Source organism: Variovorax sp. Soil_C_39, from assembly GCF_057656815.1.
Map to the genome: position 1 here is coordinate 95,839 of NZ_JBDGJQ010000006.1, position 16,412 is coordinate 112,250.

A 16,412-nucleotide genomic window follows, 5' to 3' on the forward strand; every position below is an offset into this window, starting at 1 on the left:
TGGCTACCTTTCAGTGGCCCGCGCCGGCCGCGGCAGGCGGGGCATCGGCGGGTTTGTCATGCAGGGCCTCCAGCGCGCGCTGGCCGCGCCCGCCCAGGAAATATTCGTGGATGAACGGATGCGGGTACGCGATCACCTCGCGCGCGGCGCCGCTCACGATGACTTTCTGGTCGGCCAGCACCGCGATGCGGGTGCTCAGGTCGAACAGCGTGTCGAGGTCGTGCGTGACCATCACCACCGTGAGGCCGAGCTCGCGGTGCAGGCCGCGCAGCAGGTCGCAGAAGCTGTCGGAGGCCTCGGGGTCGAGGCCTGCCGTGGGCTCGTCGAGCAGCAGCAGCGGCGGGTCCATGATGAGCGCGCGCGCCAGCGCCACGCGCTTGATCATGCCGCCCGACAGGTCGGCCGGGCTCTTGTTGGCGTGCTGCGGCTCGAGGCCCACCATCTGCAGCTTGACCAGCGCCGCGTTGCGGATCAGCTCGTCGGGCAGCAGCTTGAGCTCGCGCAGCGGAAACGCGATGTTCTCGAGCACGCTGAAGGCCGAGAACAGCGCGCCGTGCTGGAACAGCATGCCGACGTTCGCCGCGCCCTTGGCGCTGAGCTCGCCGGGCGCCCGCCCCAGCACCTCGACCGTGCCCTTCGTGGGCTTCTCGAGGCCGAGGATCTGCCGCAGCAGCACCGTCTTGCCGGTGCCCGAGCCACCGACCAGCGACAGCACCTCGCCGCGCTCGATGCGCAATTCGAGGTCGCGATGCACCACCTGCTCGCCGTCGGCGTTCTTGAACACCGTCCAGAGCTTGCGGATGTCGACGACTGCTGCTTCGTCGCTCATGCCCTGAACCCCACGCCCTTGAACAGCACCGCGAACAGCGCATCGACCAGGATCACCGCGGTGATCGAGGTCACGACCGACGAGGTCGTGCCGCGCCCCAGGCTTTCGGTGTTGGGCTTGACCTTCATGCCGAAGTAGCAGCCGATCAGCGCGATCAGCACGCCGAACACCGCCGACTTCGCGAGCGCGATCCAGAGGTTGGTGATCGGCACCGCGCGCGGCAGTGCCGAAAGAAAGTAGGCCGGCGAGATGTCGAGCGCCGCGTCGGCCGCGAGCATGCCGCCCGCGAGCGCCGCCATCGAGGTCCAGAGGCTGATCAGCGGCATCGCGATCGCCAGCGCCAGCACGCGCGGCATCACCAGCCGGAAGCCGTGCGGAATGCCCATCACGCGCATCGCGTCGAGTTCCTCGGTCACGCGCATCACGCCGATCTGCGCCGTTATCGCCGAGCCCGAACGGCCCGCGATCAGCACCGCGGCGAGCACCGGACCGAGTTCGCGGACCAGCGACAGGCCGAGGATGTTGACCACGAACGCCTCGGCACCGTACTGGCGCAGCTGCTGCGAGATCAGGTAGGCCAGCACCACGCCGATCAAAAGCCCCACGAGCGCCGTGATGTGCAGGGCGGTGGCGCCGAACTGGTAGAGGTGGCCCGAGAAGTCGCGCCACGGCCCGCGGTGCGGCGCACGCAGCAGCGTGCCGACGTCGATCGCGAGCTGGCCGACAAGGCCCACGTAGTCGCGCGTCGCCTGCAGCGCGCGCGGGCCGGTGTGCGAGAAATGCCGCAGCCGCTCGGCCAGCGTCGGCGACGGTTCCTCGGGCGTGCCGACGGTGTATCGCGCCACCTGGTCGAGCACCGCCTTGTGCTGCGGCAACATTTCGAGCGTTGCCGGCCAGTCGTGGCGCCAGTGGTCCCAGAGCAGCTGTGCGCCAATGTGGTCGAGCTGATCGATCGGACGCAGGTCCCAGGCGCGGTCGTCGCCGGGCGGCGCCGCGGCGAGGTCGCTTGCGAGCGCCTGCCAGGCAGGGCGCGACGACATCGCGAGCGTGGTCCAGCGGCCAGTCGCCACCATCCAGCGCCGGCCCTCCTGCTCGCGCGCTTCGATGCGCGGCAATCCGCTGTCGGCGGCGGATGCGTCGGCAGGCGAAGTTGCGATGGGCATGGCGGGGCGGTGCAGGGCGGAGTAAGAAGAAAGCGGCGGTCGGAGGCCGCATCGTAACCGGGTGAATCGGTGTTCCGGTGACGCTCTGCCGGCGCTTGGCGTAGGGGTTCACGCCGTTTCCGCGGCCGCCTGCCGGGCCCCGGCGTCACCCCCAGGCGCGCGACAGTGCGTTCCAGGCGCTGGCGATGACCGGCTCGTTGCGCCGCGCCGCGAGCGAGACGAAGCGCAGCGCACAGTCGAGCTGCACGCGGTCGGCCATCACCAGCCCATGCGACTGGCTCTCGCGAATGGCGATCGAGTCGCGCAGAAGGCTCAGGCCCACGCCCGATTTCAGCAGGTCGAGCATCGACGCCTCCTGGTCCACGAGCGCCACGCGCCGCGGCGCGAGCCCGAGTGGGCCGAACACGCGCTGCAGCAGGCGGTGGTGCGCCGATTCGGGCGGCGTGCCGAGCCACGGCAGCGCGGCCAGGGCTTTCCAGTCGCGGCCCAGCACCTGCGGGCCCCAGCCGGCGGGCGCGACCACGCGGTAGGTGAAGCGCGTGAGCGTGCGTGCGGCGAGCGGCGCGGCGGCGGCGGGTGCGTCGCTGGGCCCGTCGGTGGGCTCGCCGTCGAAGGTGTCGAGGTGGAAGCCCACGTCCAGCTCGCCGCGCAGCACCTGGGCCAGCACCGTGCCGCTCATGCCGTGGCGCAGCTCGGTCTCGATCTGCGGAGCCGACTCGACGAGCTCGCGCAGGAACATGCCGAGCCGGGTGAATTCGGGGTCGAGGATGGTGCCGATGCGCAGCGCCCCGCGCACGCTGCCCTGCAGGTTGCGCGCCGCCTGCTGCAGGTCGGCCACTGCAGCGAGCACGCGCTCGGCCTGCGGCAGCAGCGCGGCGCCGTCCGCCGTGAGCGCCAGGCCGTGCGGCGTCCGGGTGAAGAGCTGCAGTCCGGTGTCCTCGGCCAGCCGCTTGAGCTGCAGGCTCACCGCCGGCTGCGTGAGGTGCAGCTGCTCGGCGGCACGCGAGACATTGCCTTCGCGCGCCGCCAGCACGAAGGCGCGGAGGAGATGGAGGTCCGGGGCGGCGGCGGTCATATAAGTGCGACTTATAAACCACTGGCGCCGAAATCATTGGCAATCGGCCGAGGGAATGGGTGAAACTGCCGTCCGCGGGATCGGCATGGTCCATGAGCAGCAAAAATATCCACAGAGACAAGAAGCAGGTGCCATGAGCGAAGACGACAACACTTTCGACTACATCGTCATCGGTGGCGGCACGGCCGGTGCGCTGATGTGCAACCGGCTCACGCGCAAGAAGCAGCAGCGCACGCTGCTCGTCGAGGCCGGCCGCAAGGACGACTACCACTGGATTCACATCCCGGTCGGCTATCTCTACTGCATCGGAAATCCGCGCACCGACTGGCTCTACAGCACCGAGCCCGACGCCGGGCTCAACGGGCGCACGCTGCGCTATCCGCGCGGCAAGACGCTGGGCGGCTGCTCCAGCATCAACGGCATGATCTACATGCGCGGCCAGTCGCGCGACTACGACCAATGGGCGCGGCTCACCGGCGACGACGCCTGGCGCTGGGACAACGTGCTGCCCGACTTCAAGAAACACGAGGACCATTACCTCGGCGCCGACGAACTGCATGGCGCCGGCGGCGAATGGCGGGTCGAGAAGCAGCGGCTGCGCTGGGACATCCTCGATGCCTTCGCCGAGGCCGCGGTGCAGGCCGGCGTTCCCCACAGCACCGACTTCAACCGCGGCAGCAACGAGGGCGTGGGCTATTTCCAGGTCAACCAGAAGAACGGCTGGCGCTGGAACACCGCCAAGGCCTTCCTGCGGCCGGTGTGCTACGGCCGGCCCAATTTCGAGATGTGGGTCAATGCGCACGCCACGCGGCTGGTGCTCGAGACCCAGCCCGACGGCAGCCGCCGCTGCACCGGCGTGCAGGTGTGGGACGGCCATGAGATGGTGACGGCCCGCGCCACGCGCGAGGTGATCCTCTGCGGCGGCGCCATCGGCTCGCCGCAACTGCTGCAGCTTTCGGGCATCGGCCCGGCCGATCTGCTGCGCCGGCATGGCATCGAGGTGGCGGTCGATGCACCGGGCGTCGGCGCCAACCTGCAGGACCACCTGCAGATCCGCGCGGTCTACAAGATCGACGGCGCGCCCACGCTCAACGTGCTGGCCTCCTCGATGCTCGGCAAGGCAAAGATCGGTCTCCAGTACCTGATGAAGCGCAGCGGCCCGATGAGCATGGCGCCGTCGCAGCTCGGCGCCTTCACGCGCAGCTCGCCCGAGCACGCGTGGCCCAATATCGAATACCACGTGCAGCCGCTCTCGCTCGATGCCTTCGGCGAGCCGCTGCACAGCTTTCCCGCCTTTACCGCGAGCGTGTGCAACCTCAACCCGACGAGCCGCGGCACGGTGCGTATCCGCAGTGCGCGCTTCGAGGACGCGCCGGCCATCGCGCCCAACTACCTGAGCACCGACGCGGACCGCAAGGTGGCGGCCGATTCGCTGCGCGTGACGCGCCGCATCGCGTCGCAGCCGGCGCTCGCGAAGTACAAGCCCGAGGAGTGGAAGCCGGGCGTGCAGTACCAGAGCGACGACGACCTCGCGCGCCTGGCCGGCGATATCGCCACCACCATCTTCCATCCGGTCGGCACCACCAAGATGGGCGCCGACGACGATCCGATGGCCGTGCTCGATTCGCACCTGCGCGTGCGTGGCGTGCAGGGCCTGCGCGTGGTCGATGCGGGCGCCATGCCCACCATCACCAGCGGCAACACCAACAGCCCGACGCTGATGATGGCCGAGAAGGCGGCAGACTGGGTTCTTCGGGGCGTCTGAAAAGAGGCGCGCCCGGACGGTTCACTTGAGCTTGCTGTCTTCGCGCTTGGCTTCGGCCATGGCCTCGGGCTCGAGCTCCTCCGCATAGCGGTTCATACGGATGAAGACGCCCCAGCCGGCCATCAGCAGGCCCACGGCACCGAGCATGAGCGCCGCATGGAGCATCAGCTCGGGTGCCTCGCGCGCCTTGAAGATCGCGACCAGCGCTTCGACCGACACCGCGACCACGATCACCACCATGAAGCGCGAGAGGAACCTGCGCACGCGCGTCGGCGCGCTGATGTGGGCGTCGCGCACCACTTCCTCCTCGAGCACGGTCTGCGAGATCTGCAGCGCCACCACGCCGGCCGCGAGCAGGCCCACCGCCTCGATGATCGCTTCCGCTGCGGCCAGGTCGAGGCCGTTGAGAACGGCGCTCCAGCCGGCCCGCACCGCGATCACGACGAGCACGATCGATGCGAGGGCGAAGGCCAGCGACATCAGCGCATGGATCGCGGCGTAGAGGGAGTGGACCAGTTTCATGCGGGTGTGCGCCGGGTGCGGCGTGCGGTGGATCGGCGCCCGGATCTTCGGCGCACAGGGGCCTGCGGCGCGTAGGCGCCCAGCGCATCGTGCGCACAGCGGGCGCCGGGTTCCTTCCGCCAACGCACCAGGTCCTTCGTTTTTGTCGCTAGGCAAGCGCACGCGATTGGCTGATAGTGCCCCGCATGAACTCTCCCCGAACCGGCGGCCAGATCCTGGTCGACCAACTCTTCATCCATGGCGTCCGGCAGCTCTTCTGCGTACCCGGCGAAAGTTTTCTCGCGGTGCTCGATGCGCTGCACGACGGCGCAATCGACGTCACCGTGTGCCGCCAGGAGGGCGGCGCTGCGATGATGGCCGAGGCGCAAGGCAAGCTGACCGGCCGGCCCGGCGTGTGCTTCGTCACCCGCGGGCCGGGCGCCACCAATGCCTCGGCCGGCGTGCACATCGCGCACCAGGACTCGACGCCGCTGCTGCTGTTCGTCGGCCAGGTGGCGCGCAATGCGCTCGGCCGCGAGGCCTTCCAGGAGCTCGACTACGCGGCCGTCTTCGGCACCATGGCCAAGTGGGTGGTGCAGATCGACGACCCCGCGCGCGTGCCCGAGCTGGTCTCGCGCGCCTTCCACGTGGCCACCTCCGGCCGGCCCGGCCCGGTGGTGATCGCGCTGCCCGAAGACATGCTGACGCAGGCCGCGAGCGTGGCCGACGCGCTTCCGTATGCCGTGACAGAAACGCATCCCGGCGCGGCACAGCTCGCCGAGCTGCAGCAGCGCCTCGCTCGGGCCGAGCGTCCGGTCGTCATCCTCGGCGGCAGCCGCTGGTCGGAGAAGGCGGCGCTGCAGTTCGCGGATTTCGCGGCCGCGTTCTCGCTGCCCGTTTACTGCTCGTTCCGCCGCCAGATGCTGCTGTCGGCCGATCACCCGAACTATGCGGGCGACCTGGGGCTCGGCGCCAACCCACGCATGCTCGAGCGCATCCGCGATGCCGATCTGGTGCTGCTCATCGGCGGGCGTCTGTCCGAGGTGCCGTCGCAGGGCTACGAACTGCTTGCGATTCCGCAGCCCGCGCAGGCGCTGGTGCACGTGCATGCCGATGCCGATGAACTCGGCAAGCTCTACCGGCCGGCGCTCGGCATCCATGCGACGCCGCAGGCCTTTGCCGAAGCCGTGGCCGCGCTGCGTCCGGCCGCCGAGCCCGCCTGGCAGGCGCGCACGAAAGCCGCGCGTGAGGAGTTCCTGCGCTGGAGCGATCCGGCGCCGATCCGAATTCCCGGCAGGCTGCAGATGGGCGAGGTGATGCAGCACCTGCGCGAAGTGCTGCCGCCCGACACCATCTTCTGCAACGGCGCGGGCAACTTCGCCACCTGGGTGCACCGCTTCTGGCCGTTCCGCGCCTTCGCGAGCCAGCTGGCGCCGACCAGCGGTTCGATGGGCTACGGCCTGCCGGCCGGCGTCGGCGCCAAGCGCCTGTGGCCGCAGCGCGAGGTCGTGGTGTTCGCGGGCGACGGCGACTTCATGATGCACGGCCAGGAGTTCGCCACCGCCGTGCAGTACGGGCTGCCGATCCTCGTGGTGCTGCTCGACAACGCGATGTACGGCACTATCCGCATGCACCAGGAAAAGCACTACCCCGGCCGCGTCAGTGCCACACAGCTCAGGAACCCCGACTTCCGCGGCTATGCCGAGGTGTTCGGCGGCCACGGCGAACGCGTGACGCACACGGCGGAATTCGCGCCCGCGCTGGCCCGTGCGCGCGCGAGCGGCAAGCCTGCGATCTTGCATTGCCTGCTCGACCCCGAGGCGATCACGCCCACGGGCACGCTGCAGGGCCTTCGCGAGGCGGCGCTGGCCGCACGCTGAAGGGCGACTAAACGCCGGGTCGCCGTGCCGCCAGGCGGGCGGCGCGCGCCAGCGGCTCCATCGCCAACTCGAGCCGCCCCGCGAGCTGCCCGAGTTCCTCGTCGTTGGTCTCGATCGCGTGGGCGCGTGTCATGCGCACGATCTCGGCCGCGTACTCCGCATTGGTCGCCATCCATTCGGTATCGGTCACCCGCCCGTGCTTTCGCCTGAGCGCCACGTGCAGGCGCGCGGCCAGGGCAATGCGTTCGCTTTCGGACATGGATGGCATGGCGTCTCCGTCGGGGTGCTCGCAATGCTTCAGCAAGATCGAGGCCGACCCCAGAGGGCGCACAGGCCGAAAGCGGGTAATTCCCGATGCACTGCGCCGGTGCACCGCCTACAGTCTGCCCACTCGCAACGGGCCAAGCTCGTGCTGCCGAGGGTCCGAGGAGACAAATTCCGGTCAAAAGAAGAATCTGAAGGCTTCCGCTCGAGAGGCCCTGCTGAACTTGAAAGGCGCCGCTGGTCGGCGCCTTTTTTATGTCCGCAGCCGGCGGTGCAAGGCCATCTGCTCTGCACGCAGCGCTGGTTCTAGCTCCTGTTTTTGTAGCAAGCGATGCGACAATCCCGGCATGGAAATGCTGGTGGTCACGCTCTCCTCGCTGTTCGCGGGCTTTGTCGATGCGATCGTTGGCGGCGGCGGGCTGATCCTCGTGCCGGCCCTGTTCGCCGTCTTTCCGGGCGCGCCGCCGGCCACCCTGCTCGGCACCAACAAGAGCGCGTCGATCTGGGGCACCGCGGCCGCGGCGGCGCAGTTCAGCCAGCGCGTGCAGATGCGCTGGGCCGCGCTGTGGCCCGCCGCGGTGCTCGGCTTCGTCGGCTCGATGCTCGGCGCCTGGGGCGTGACGCTATTCCCGGGCGACTTCCTGCGCCGCGCGCTGCCCATTGTGCTGCTCGGCGTGCTGCTCTACACGCTGGCGCGCAAGGACCTCGGCCGCCACCACGTGCCGCGCTTCGCGGGGCGCGCCGAAACGCTCGCGGCCTGCGCGATCGGCTTCTCGATCGGCCTCTACGACGGCTTCTTCGGCCCGGGTGCAGGTAGCTTCCTCGTGTTCCTGTTCGTGCGCTGGATGGGCTACGACTTTCTCAACGCCTCGGCCTCGGCCAAGATCATCAACACGCTCACGAATGCCGCGGCGCTGCTCCTGCTCGCCGCCAAGGGCCATGTCTGGTGGCACTACGGCCTGGTGATGGCGGTGGCCAACGTCGCCGGCAGCCTGCTTGGCACGCGCGTGGCGCTCAAGCACGGTGCCGGCTTCGTGCGAGGCGTATTCATCGTCGTCGTGAGCGCGTTGATCCTGAAGACCGCCTACGACGCATTTCTGAAATAGCGGCCCGACCTCGCCCGGGCACACGGCGGACAGAAACGAAAAAAGCTCCCGAAGGAGCTTTTTTCATTCGAGAGCGAACTCTCGGAGGTGCAAGGGCTTAGTAGCCGCCGCGGCCACCGCCGCCGCCGCCGTAGCCGCCGCCACCACCGCTGCGGCCACCGCCGCCGCCGCCGTAGCCGCCGCCACCACCGCCACCGCCGTAACCACCACCACCGCCGCCGCCGTAGCCGCCGCCACCACCGGTGCGGGGGGGGCGTGCTTCCATCGGACGTGCTTCGTTCACCGTCAGGGCGCGGCCCTGGAACGAATGGCCGTTCATGGCTTCAATGGCCGACAGGGCCTCGGCGTCCGAGCCCATTTCGACAAAGCCGAAGCCCTTCGAACGGCCGGTGTCGCGTTCCATCATGACCTTGGCGCTGACGATCGAGCCGTACTCGCCGAAAGCCTGTTCCAGGTCGCTGTCACGCACGGAGTAGGCGAGGTTGCCTACGTAAAGTTTCTTGCCCATGGAGGGACTCCTGATTCAAACCAACAAAACAAAGCGATGGAGTCCCAGAATCACAACAAACAAAATTGCGCTGTGGCGCGAAACTGACCGATCACCGAATTACGTGCACGGGAGACAAGCTCGCAGACACGTAGGCCCGATTATCAGCGGCGATTCGGAAAAAGCACGCTGCATCCCCCACTTATTACCAATCATCACGTCCGGACGGGCGATTTCGCAACGGTTCGAGCAGCCCTTTGAGCCCGTTGTGGTCTATTTCATGCATCAAATGCAGCAGCCGCCCGATCTCGCCTGCGGGAAAACCCTCGCGCGCGAACCAGGTCAGGTAATTTCCGGGCAAATCGGCAATCACGGTGCCCTTGTGTTTGCCGAACGGCATGGGGAGCGTCACGAGGCGCTGCAGGTCTTCGGGTTTCATGCTTCTTCTTGGTGACGGCGCCGGATTTCAGCCGCCTGCGCGCTTGACGGTGTGGCCCTGCTTCGCGAGCGACGCGATCACCAGGTCCCGGTGGTCGCCCTGGATTTCGATGATTCCGTCCTTCACGGTGCCGCCCGAACCGCAGGCCGCCTTGAGTTGTTTGCCGAGTGCTGCGAGCGCCGCCGCATCGAGCGCGAGACCCTTGACGACCGTCACGCCCTTGCCCTTTCGGCCCTTGGTCTCGTGCGATACCCGCACAATGCCGTCCGTGGCGGGCGTCTGCGCCTTCTTCATCAGTTCCTTGCAGCGGCATTGCGCGACCGGCGCGCCGCACGCGGGGCACATGCGGCCGCCCGATTCGGTGGAATACACCAGCGCGCTCGCCGGGTTGTTCTTCATCGCTGCCATTCGGTGCGTCTCTTCGTCTTCAATTTCCGGGGTTTCTCCATCTTGCCGCCTGCTCACATGCCATTCGATTCATTGGGCCTCGTGCCCGCGCTCGTGCAGGCAGCCACGGAGAGCGGCTATGCCGCGCCGACCGCGATCCAGGCGGCCGCCATCCCGGCGATTCTGCAGGGCCGCGACCTGCGCGGCACGGCGCAGACCGGTTCCGGCAAGACCGCCGCATTTTCGCTGCCGCTGCTGCAGCGTCTGCACAGCGAAGCGGCCGGGGCGCCGCGTCGCGTGCGCGCGCTGGTGCTCGTGCCCACGCGCGAACTCGCGGCGCAGGTCGGCGAGAGCATGCGCAGCCTCGCGCAGCACCTGAGCGTGCGGCTGAAGATCGTCGTCGCCTTCGGCGGGGTGTCGATCAATCCGCAGATGATGAGCCTGCGCGGCGGCGCCGACATCGTGGTCGCCACGCCGGGCCGGCTGCTCGACCTGGCCGACCACAACGCGCTGCGGCTCGATGGGGTGTCGATGCTCGTGCTCGACGAGGCCGACCGCCTGTTCGACCTGGGCTTTGCCGAGGAGCTCGGCCGCATCCTCGCGCTGCTGCCGGCGAACCGCCAGAACCTGCTGTTCTCGGCCACCTTCCCGCCGGCCATCCAGGCGTTGGCCGACGGCATGCTGCACGAGCCCGCGATCGTCGACGTGCAGGGCGAGCCGGGCACCGAGCCGGCGATCGTGCAGCGCGTGATCGAGGTCGACGCGAACCGCCGCACCCAACTGCTGCGCCACCTGCTCGAACGGCACAAGGACGAATGGGACCGCGTGCTGGTCTTCGTCGCCACGCAGCATGCGGCGCAGATCGTGGCCGAGAAGCTCTACAAGAACGGCATCTATGCGGTGCCATTCCACGGCGACATCGCGCAGGGCACGCGCAGCGACATCCTGTCGCAATTCAAGCAGAGCCGCTGGGACGTGGTGGTCGCCACCGACCTCGCGGCACGCGGCCTCGACATTGCGCAGCTGCCGGTGGTGATCAACTACGACCTGCCGCGTTCGCCCACCGACTACATCCACCGCATCGGCCGCACCGGCCGTGCCGGGGAAAGCGGGCTTGCGATCAGCTTCGTGAGTGCGTCGACCGAGGCGCATTTCCGGCTCATCGAGAAACGCCAGGGTCTGAGCCTGCCGCGCGAGCGCATCGAGGGCTTCGAGCCGACCGAAGCGGCCGTGCCGCTCGTCGATGCGTCGGGCACCGGCGGCATCAAGGGCAAGCGGCCGAGCAAGAAGGACAAGCTGCGCGCGGCGGCCGCCAAGGCGACCGGGCAGGGCGAGTAGCCCCGCGCGCGGGCCGTTGCGTCAGCTGCTGGTGCGCACGCGGCGCGGCGCGGCGGGCGCGTCCATGCTGGTGCCGGTCACGACCCAGTAGATGAAGATCAGCACGGCGCCGGCGGTGCCGAACACAGACAGGCCCATGTAGCTGCCGCCGATGGCGAGCGCGTCGACCGGCGCGGCCGCGGTGCAGATCATGCTCGCGGCGCTCATGCCCACGTAGTGCATCGTGCAGACGGCCAGCGCCATCACAAGGGCTGCCGCCACCTGGTGCAGCAGCCGCCGCAGGTTGAAGGCCAGCCACAGCGCGGCGCCGGCCGCGGTAATGGCGATGGCCACCGACAGCGCCACGATGCCGAGGTCGAAGTCCATCGAGGCGCGCATGTTCATCGCGAACATGCCCATGTAGTGCATCACGCAGACCCCCACGCCCGCGAGCAGGCTGCCGGCCAGCCATCCGGGCTTGCTGAACCTGCGTCGACCGCCCGCGAGGTACAGCGCGATGCCTGAGATCAGGATCGCCGCCACCAGCGACACCGCGGTCAGCGGCACGTTGTACGAGATGCCCACCGGCAGCCGATAGGCCAGCATGCCGATGAAGTGCATCGACCAGATGCCGATGCCGCCGAGCGCCACCGCCGCGCAGGCCACGACGGCCAGGTTCGGGTTGCCGTCCGCGCCGACCATGCGCTTCGCGCAGATCAGCGCCACCAGCGATCCCGCGAACGAGATCAGGAACGAGAGCGCCACCAGCCCCAACGAGTATTCGGGCGACAGCATCTGGCCTACGACGAGGGGTGGCATGGGGACTCCTTCTGGATGGAAGAACGCCCGCCCCCGACACCGTTTTCAGGAGGCGTAACCAGACGTTCGTCGCGGAGTTTGTAACCTTTGTGTAGATAAGTAAACAGAATTTTGCATTTTTCACATTTTCTGGTCTTTGCCTCTGGGGCGGATCCGGTAGATCGCGTTGTTCCGGTCGGCCGACACATAGACCGTCCCGTCTGGGCCGACCGCCACGCCGGTCACCACGTAGGGCGCCGGCAGGCCCGGCCCGGGTGCGAGGCCGATCGGCAGGTCTTCGGCCACGGTGCGGCGGCTGCCGGTGGCGGGGTCGATCTCCACCAGGCGGCGCGCCGCGCTTTCGGCCACGATGAAGCTGCCCCAGGGCGTTTGCGCCAAGCCTTCGGGCAGCGCAAGGCCTTCGGCGATCGCGCGCAGCGGCGCGCTCGCGTCGAGCGGAATGCGCGTGAGCTTGCTGACCGCCTCGGTCACATAGAGCGCGCCGTCTTGGCCAAGGACCATCTGCACCGGGCCGCCAAGGCCGCTGGCGAGCACTTGCTTCTGTGCGAAGCCCGGCCCGCTGGCGCGCGTGATGCTGCCGGTCGCGATCTCGGCATAGATCACGCTGCCGTCGGCCATGGGCATCGCGTCGAACGGCGCCTTCAGGCCGTGCAGCGTCTCGACGGTGCGCAGCGTCTGCCGGTCGACCAGTTGCACCGTGCCGGTGAACCACGAGGCGAGCGCAAAGAGCCGGCCCGAGAGCCCGACCGAGAACGGGTAGTCGAGTTCGGGGTCGCGCTGCATGCGGAACACGTCGCGCACCTCGCCGGTGTGCACGTCGACCTGGCGGAAGCCGAACACGTCGGCCACCCACAGCGTGCGACCCTCGACCTTGAGGCCCGCGGGCGCGGCGAGCTTGCCGCTGGTGAGCGTGCGCAGCGCGCCCGTTGCCGGGTCGAAGGCCTGGATCTCGTTGTTGGCCATGTTCGACACGTAGATCGTGCCGTCGGGCGCAATGGCCAGGTTGTCGAGCGACGGACGCAGCTGCCGGGTCAGCGTCTTGCGGCCGCTGGCGAGCTCCACGCGCACCAGTTCGCCACTGCGCGCATCGACCACCCAGAGGTTGCCCTTGCCGTCAAGGTTGGCCGCGGCCGGAATCTTGAAGCCGTCGGCGATCACGGTCATGCTGCCGGTGGCGGGGTCGATCTTCACCACCTGGCCCTTGAACCACAACGGTCCGTAGAGCATGCCGTCGGGCCCGACCTCGAAGCCGTTGAAGCCGCCCATGTCCTTCTTGATGAGCCGCGGCGGCTTCTTGCCCTCGCGGTCGATCTCCCACAGCGCGTCGCCGAGGAACACCTGCGAGGCGTAGAGCTTGTTGCTGCGGCGGTCGAAGTCGACCGAATTGAGGCCCGGCAGGTCCTTGGCGAGCACGCGCATCGGCGCGTCGTCGTGCTCTCGGTAGCGCAGCATGCCCATGAGGTAGTTGGTCCATGCGAGTTCGCCGCGCGGCCCCACCGCGATGTCGTCGGCCTGGCCTTCGGGCGCCGGCACGAGCACGCGCGCGGCGCCGGTGCGGCGGTCGACTTCCCACAGCGTGTTGCCGAGCACCGAGCCGGCGAGCAAGCGCCCTTTCGTGTCGATGGCCAGGCCGTGCACCCCTGCGAACGCGGAGGGCGCCACCAGGGCCTCGGGCGGCCCCCAGGCATCGGGCCGCGTGGGCGGTTGCTGCGGCGCCGAGGGCGGAAAGACGCTGCTGCAGGCACCCAGCAGGGCGAGCGTGGCGGTCAGGGCGGCGGCTGCTGCAAAGCGGCGGAAGAACATGCTGCTTCTCTCCTTCTTCTGTGTGCGGACGAGTCTAGAAGGAGGCAGGGGCAATGCGGCCGTCGCGCGCGGGACATGCGGACTTTCATCCGCTCTCGGTTACCCGGGGTTCAGCCGCGCAGGAACTGCGTCACGGCGTGGATCACCAAGCCCACGAGCCCGCCCACCAAGGTGCCGTTGATGCGGATGAACTGCAGGTCGCGGCCGATGTGGCGCTCGAGCTCGACCGTCATCTCGGCGGCGTTCCACTCGGCGACGCGCCCTTCGATGTAGCGGCGGATGTCTTCGCGGTGGCGCTCGATCGCGGCCGGCGCGGCGGCTTCGAGCTGCTCGTTGATCCACCCGCGGATCGCGGCGTCGGCCTGCAGCCGCTGGCCCAGCGTGGCGGCCATCGCCGCGATGCGCCGGCCGATGGAGGAATCGCCGCGCCCCAGGTCGTCGTGCAGCCAGGCCAGCAGTTCGCTCCAGAGCCCGTGCAGGTACTCGCCGAGCGCGGGGTGGGCCATGAGTTCGGCCCGGATCTGCTCGCCGCGTGCGCGGAACTCGGGGTCGAGCTTGAGCCGCACCACGAAGTCGTCCATGAAGCTGTCGAAGCGCTTGCGCATCGGATGGCCGGGCTCGGCCGCGAGCTCTGCGATGGTGTTCGCCACCGCGGCCACGATCTTGCGCGTGGCCATCCTGGCCGCGACCTGGTCGAGGCCCACGTAGCGCAGCGTGCGGATCTCGCGCGCGATCGCTTCGGTGATGTGCGCTTGCACCTCCTCGCCCTCGAGCACGCCCGCGAGCTGCTGCAGCACGTCGTCGAGCAGCGCCTGGTGGCGCCCGCCCGCCGTGAGCGCATCGAGCGCCTGGCCCATGAGGCGCGACAGGTCGACCTTGCCGAGGCCTGCGGCCGCAGCGCGGCCCATGAAGACGCGCACGCGTTCATCGTCGAAGGCGCCCAGCCCGTAGCGCGCGGCGGCGATGCCCCATTCGCCGAGCTTCTCGCCGCTCGCGGGCCGCGCCAACCAGTCGGCGATGCGCGCCGCGGCATCGAACTCGCGCAGCTTTGCGAGCACCTGCGCGGTGCTCAGGAAGTTGTCGCAGATGAAGCCCGCGAGCTTGGCGCCGATGCGGTCCTTGTTGCTCGGGATGATCGCGGTGTGCGGGATCGGCAGGCCGAGCGGATGCCGGAACAGCGCCACCACCGCGAACCAGTCGGCGATCGCGCCGATCATGGCCGCCTCGGCGAACGCGGCCACGTAGCCCCAGGCGGGATGCACGTCGTGCATCGCACTGGCCAGCGCATAGAGCGCGGCCGCGGCGCACAGCAGGCCGAAGGCGATGCGTTTCATGGGCCGCGCGCGTCCACGGCTTCTTCGTCCTTCAGCCGATGGCCGGCGTGGCGGCGAGTCGCTCCATGAACAGCTCGCAGCGCGCGAGCTGCTCGAGGCTCACGAACTCGTCGGGCTGGTGCGCCTGCTCGATGCTGCCGGGGCCGCACACCACTGTGGGAATGCCGGCGTTCTTGAACAGGCCCGCCTCGGTGCCGAAGGCCACCAGCGTGGTGCGGTCCTCGCCCGCCAGGCGCTGGGCGAGCAGGGTGACCGGATCGTTCGCGCTGCCCAGGAAGCTCGGGATCTCGCAGATGGTGTCGAAGCTGAAGCCGGCATCGGGCGCCACCTTCTTCATCGCCGGCTCGAGCGTGCCCGCATAAGCCATCACTTCCTCCTGCATGCGCTTGGCGTCGGCGGTCGGCAGGTCGCGGAATTCGTAGCGGAACTCGGCATCGCGCGGCACCACGTTGTCGGCGATGCCGCCATGGAACTGGCCCACGCTCGCGGTGCTGAAAGGCACGTCGAAGCCTTCGTAGCGTGGTTCGCTGCGCTCGAAGCCCTCGGCCATGTCGCGCACCTTGCCGACCACGCGCGCGGCCATCTCGATCGCGTTGACCGACTTCGGCGTGAGCGAGGAATGCGCCTCCTTGCCGCGCACGCAGCAGCGGTAGCGGTACACGCCCTTGTGCGCGATGGCCGGCACCATGCTGGTCGGCTCGCCGACGATGCAGGCGAGCGGCTTGATGCCGGCATCGCGCATGTCGGCGATGAGCTCCTTCACGCCGAAGCAGCCGATCTCCTCCTCGTAGGTGAAGGCGAAGTGCATCGCGAACGGCGAATCGCTCTCGAGGAAGCGCTTCGCGTTCGACAGCGCGATGGCGATGAAGCTCTTCATGTCGGCCGAGCCGCGGCCGTAGAGGCGCTCGTTCTGCACCGTGGCCGAAAGCGGGTCGACGCTCCAGGCCTGGCCGTCCCAGGGCACCGTGTCGGTGTGGCCCGAGACGATCACGCCCGCCGGCTTGCCTTCGCCCAGCGTGGCGAACAGGTTGGCCTTGGTGCGCTCGGCGTTGTAGGTGATGCGGCTCTTGACGCCGAGTGCCGCGAGGTGGGCCTGCGCAAGGTCGATCAGCTGGAGGTTGCTGTTCGCGCTGATGGTGTTCATGCGAACCAAGGTTTGCGCCATCTGGAGGCTCTGGGGAGAAAGCGTGTGCTGCATGCAACACATTCTCCCGGAAGTCGGCACCGGGCGCTGCCGGGTATC

Annotated in this window: 16 protein-coding genes; 4 read left to right on the forward strand and 12 right to left on the reverse strand. The window is 68.9% G+C overall.

Annotation, left to right across the window (positions count from 1 at the left end; translation table 11 throughout):
• Positions 1-10: 10 nt before the first annotated feature.
• The 3 genes from AC3A6J_RS17190 to AC3A6J_RS17200 form a co-directional block, all read right to left on the reverse strand.
• A complete protein-coding gene (locus AC3A6J_RS17190; protein ID WP_487861182.1) occupies positions 11-829 on the reverse strand; it encodes an ABC transporter ATP-binding protein in 819 nt (272 codons plus the stop codon).
• A complete protein-coding gene (locus AC3A6J_RS17195) occupies positions 826-1,992 on the reverse strand; it encodes an MlaE family ABC transporter permease (RefSeq protein WP_487861183.1) in 1,167 nt (388 codons plus the stop codon). Before AC3A6J_RS17195 ends, AC3A6J_RS17190 begins: the two co-directional genes overlap by 4 nt.
• A gap of 145 nt (positions 1,993-2,137) precedes the next feature.
• Positions 2,138-3,067 carry a LysR family transcriptional regulator gene (locus AC3A6J_RS17200; protein WP_487861184.1) on the reverse strand — a complete coding sequence of 310 codons (930 nt, stop codon included), beginning with the start codon at positions 3,065-3,067 and terminating at the stop codon, positions 2,138-2,140.
• 133 nt (positions 3,068-3,200) lie between these two features.
• On the opposite strand from AC3A6J_RS17200, the gene AC3A6J_RS17205 reads away from it, so the two are divergent.
• On the forward strand, positions 3,201-4,832 hold the full coding sequence (locus tag AC3A6J_RS17205) for a GMC family oxidoreductase (RefSeq protein ID WP_487861185.1): 1,632 nt from the start codon (positions 3,201-3,203) through the stop codon (positions 4,830-4,832).
• Positions 4,833-4,853: 21 nt separating this feature from the next.
• Here AC3A6J_RS17205 and AC3A6J_RS17210 read toward each other — a convergent pair whose 3' ends face one another.
• A complete protein-coding gene (locus AC3A6J_RS17210; protein ID WP_487861186.1) occupies positions 4,854-5,354 on the reverse strand; it encodes a hypothetical protein in 501 nt (166 codons plus the stop codon).
• 185 nt (positions 5,355-5,539) lie between these two features.
• Here AC3A6J_RS17210 and AC3A6J_RS17215 point away from each other — a divergent pair, with 185 nt between their 5' ends.
• The gene (locus AC3A6J_RS17215; RefSeq protein ID WP_487861187.1) at positions 5,540-7,213 is read left to right on the forward strand and encodes a thiamine pyrophosphate-binding protein; all 1,674 of its coding nucleotides are present in this window, start codon (positions 5,540-5,542) and stop codon (positions 7,211-7,213) included.
• Between the two features lie 7 nt (positions 7,214-7,220).
• Here AC3A6J_RS17215 and AC3A6J_RS17220 read toward each other — a convergent pair whose 3' ends face one another.
• Complete coding sequence (locus tag AC3A6J_RS17220; RefSeq protein WP_487861188.1) at positions 7,221-7,481, reverse strand: hypothetical protein; 261 nt, start codon at positions 7,479-7,481, stop codon at positions 7,221-7,223.
• Between the two features lie 343 nt (positions 7,482-7,824).
• On the opposite strand from AC3A6J_RS17220, the gene AC3A6J_RS17225 reads away from it, so the two are divergent.
• Positions 7,825-8,583 (forward strand): TSUP family transporter, encoded by a 759-nt coding sequence (locus AC3A6J_RS17225; protein ID WP_487861189.1) that lies wholly within the window; start codon positions 7,825-7,827, stop codon positions 8,581-8,583.
• A gap of 97 nt (positions 8,584-8,680) precedes the next feature.
• Here AC3A6J_RS17225 and rbp read toward each other — a convergent pair whose 3' ends face one another.
• The 3 genes from rbp to AC3A6J_RS17240 form a co-directional block, all read right to left on the reverse strand.
• Positions 8,681-9,091 (reverse strand): RNA-binding regulator, encoded by a 411-nt coding sequence (gene rbp / locus AC3A6J_RS17230; protein ID WP_487861190.1) that lies wholly within the window; start codon positions 9,089-9,091, stop codon positions 8,681-8,683.
• A 184-nt stretch (positions 9,092-9,275) separates the two neighbouring features.
• Entirely contained in the window at positions 9,276-9,509 is a 234-nt protein-coding gene (locus tag AC3A6J_RS17235) for a DUF3820 family protein (RefSeq protein ID WP_487861191.1), read from the reverse strand.
• 27 nt (positions 9,510-9,536) lie between these two features.
• Positions 9,537-9,917, reverse strand: a complete 381-nt coding sequence (locus AC3A6J_RS17240; RefSeq protein ID WP_487861192.1) for a translation initiation factor Sui1 — start codon at positions 9,915-9,917, stop codon at positions 9,537-9,539.
• Between the two features lie 57 nt (positions 9,918-9,974).
• On the opposite strand from AC3A6J_RS17240, the gene AC3A6J_RS17245 reads away from it, so the two are divergent.
• Complete coding sequence (locus AC3A6J_RS17245; RefSeq protein ID WP_487861193.1) at positions 9,975-11,234, forward strand: DEAD/DEAH box helicase; 1,260 nt, start codon at positions 9,975-9,977, stop codon at positions 11,232-11,234.
• Positions 11,235-11,255: 21 nt separating this feature from the next.
• Here the strand turns inward: AC3A6J_RS17245 and AC3A6J_RS17250 are convergent, their stop codons facing one another.
• From AC3A6J_RS17250 to argE, 4 genes are all read right to left on the reverse strand, one after another.
• On the reverse strand, positions 11,256-12,032 hold the full coding sequence (locus tag AC3A6J_RS17250; protein WP_487861194.1) for an MHYT domain-containing protein: 777 nt from the start codon (positions 12,030-12,032) through the stop codon (positions 11,256-11,258).
• Positions 12,033-12,152: 120 nt separating this feature from the next.
• Complete coding sequence (locus tag AC3A6J_RS17255) at positions 12,153-13,835, reverse strand: Vgb family protein (protein WP_487861195.1); 1,683 nt, start codon at positions 13,833-13,835, stop codon at positions 12,153-12,155.
• 110 nt (positions 13,836-13,945) lie between these two features.
• Complete coding sequence (locus AC3A6J_RS17260; protein ID WP_487861196.1) at positions 13,946-15,169, reverse strand: DUF445 domain-containing protein; 1,224 nt, start codon at positions 15,167-15,169, stop codon at positions 13,946-13,948.
• A 31-nt stretch (positions 15,170-15,200) separates the two neighbouring features.
• The gene (gene argE, locus AC3A6J_RS17265; RefSeq protein ID WP_487861197.1) at positions 15,201-16,367 is read right to left on the reverse strand and encodes an acetylornithine deacetylase; all 1,167 of its coding nucleotides are present in this window, start codon (positions 16,365-16,367) and stop codon (positions 15,201-15,203) included.
• Between the last annotated feature and the right edge of the window lie 45 nt (positions 16,368-16,412).

Coding starts and splice junctions, on each gene's coding strand:
- AC3A6J_RS17245 (WP_487861193.1), top strand. CDS start 9,975: ATGCCATTCGATTCATTGGGCCTCGTGCCCGCGCTCGTGCAGGCAGCC.
- AC3A6J_RS17260 (WP_487861196.1), bottom strand. CDS start 15,169: ATGAAACGCATCGCCTTCGGCCTGCTGTGCGCCGCGGCCGCGCTCTAT.
- argE (WP_487861197.1), bottom strand. CDS start 16,367: ATGCAGCACACGCTTTCTCCCCAGAGCCTCCAGATGGCGCAAACCTTG.
- AC3A6J_RS17255 (WP_487861195.1), bottom strand. CDS start 13,835: ATGTTCTTCCGCCGCTTTGCAGCAGCCGCCGCCCTGACCGCCACGCTC.
- AC3A6J_RS17240 (WP_487861192.1), bottom strand. CDS start 9,917: ATGGCAGCGATGAAGAACAACCCGGCGAGCGCGCTGGTGTATTCCACC.
- AC3A6J_RS17225 (WP_487861189.1), top strand. CDS start 7,825: ATGGAAATGCTGGTGGTCACGCTCTCCTCGCTGTTCGCGGGCTTTGTC.
- AC3A6J_RS17210 (WP_487861186.1), bottom strand. CDS start 5,354: ATGAAACTGGTCCACTCCCTCTACGCCGCGATCCATGCGCTGATGTCG.
- AC3A6J_RS17220 (WP_487861188.1), bottom strand. CDS start 7,481: ATGCCATCCATGTCCGAAAGCGAACGCATTGCCCTGGCCGCGCGCCTG.
- AC3A6J_RS17190 (WP_487861182.1), bottom strand. CDS start 829: ATGAGCGACGAAGCAGCAGTCGTCGACATCCGCAAGCTCTGGACGGTG.
- AC3A6J_RS17235 (WP_487861191.1), bottom strand. CDS start 9,509: ATGAAACCCGAAGACCTGCAGCGCCTCGTGACGCTCCCCATGCCGTTC.
- AC3A6J_RS17215 (WP_487861187.1), top strand. CDS start 5,540: ATGAACTCTCCCCGAACCGGCGGCCAGATCCTGGTCGACCAACTCTTC.
- AC3A6J_RS17205 (WP_487861185.1), top strand. CDS start 3,201: ATGAGCGAAGACGACAACACTTTCGACTACATCGTCATCGGTGGCGGC.
- AC3A6J_RS17250 (WP_487861194.1), bottom strand. CDS start 12,032: ATGCCACCCCTCGTCGTAGGCCAGATGCTGTCGCCCGAATACTCGTTG.
- AC3A6J_RS17195 (WP_487861183.1), bottom strand. CDS start 1,992: ATGCCCATCGCAACTTCGCCTGCCGACGCATCCGCCGCCGACAGCGGA.
- rbp (WP_487861190.1), bottom strand. CDS start 9,091: ATGGGCAAGAAACTTTACGTAGGCAACCTCGCCTACTCCGTGCGTGAC.
- AC3A6J_RS17200 (WP_487861184.1), bottom strand. CDS start 3,067: ATGACCGCCGCCGCCCCGGACCTCCATCTCCTCCGCGCCTTCGTGCTG.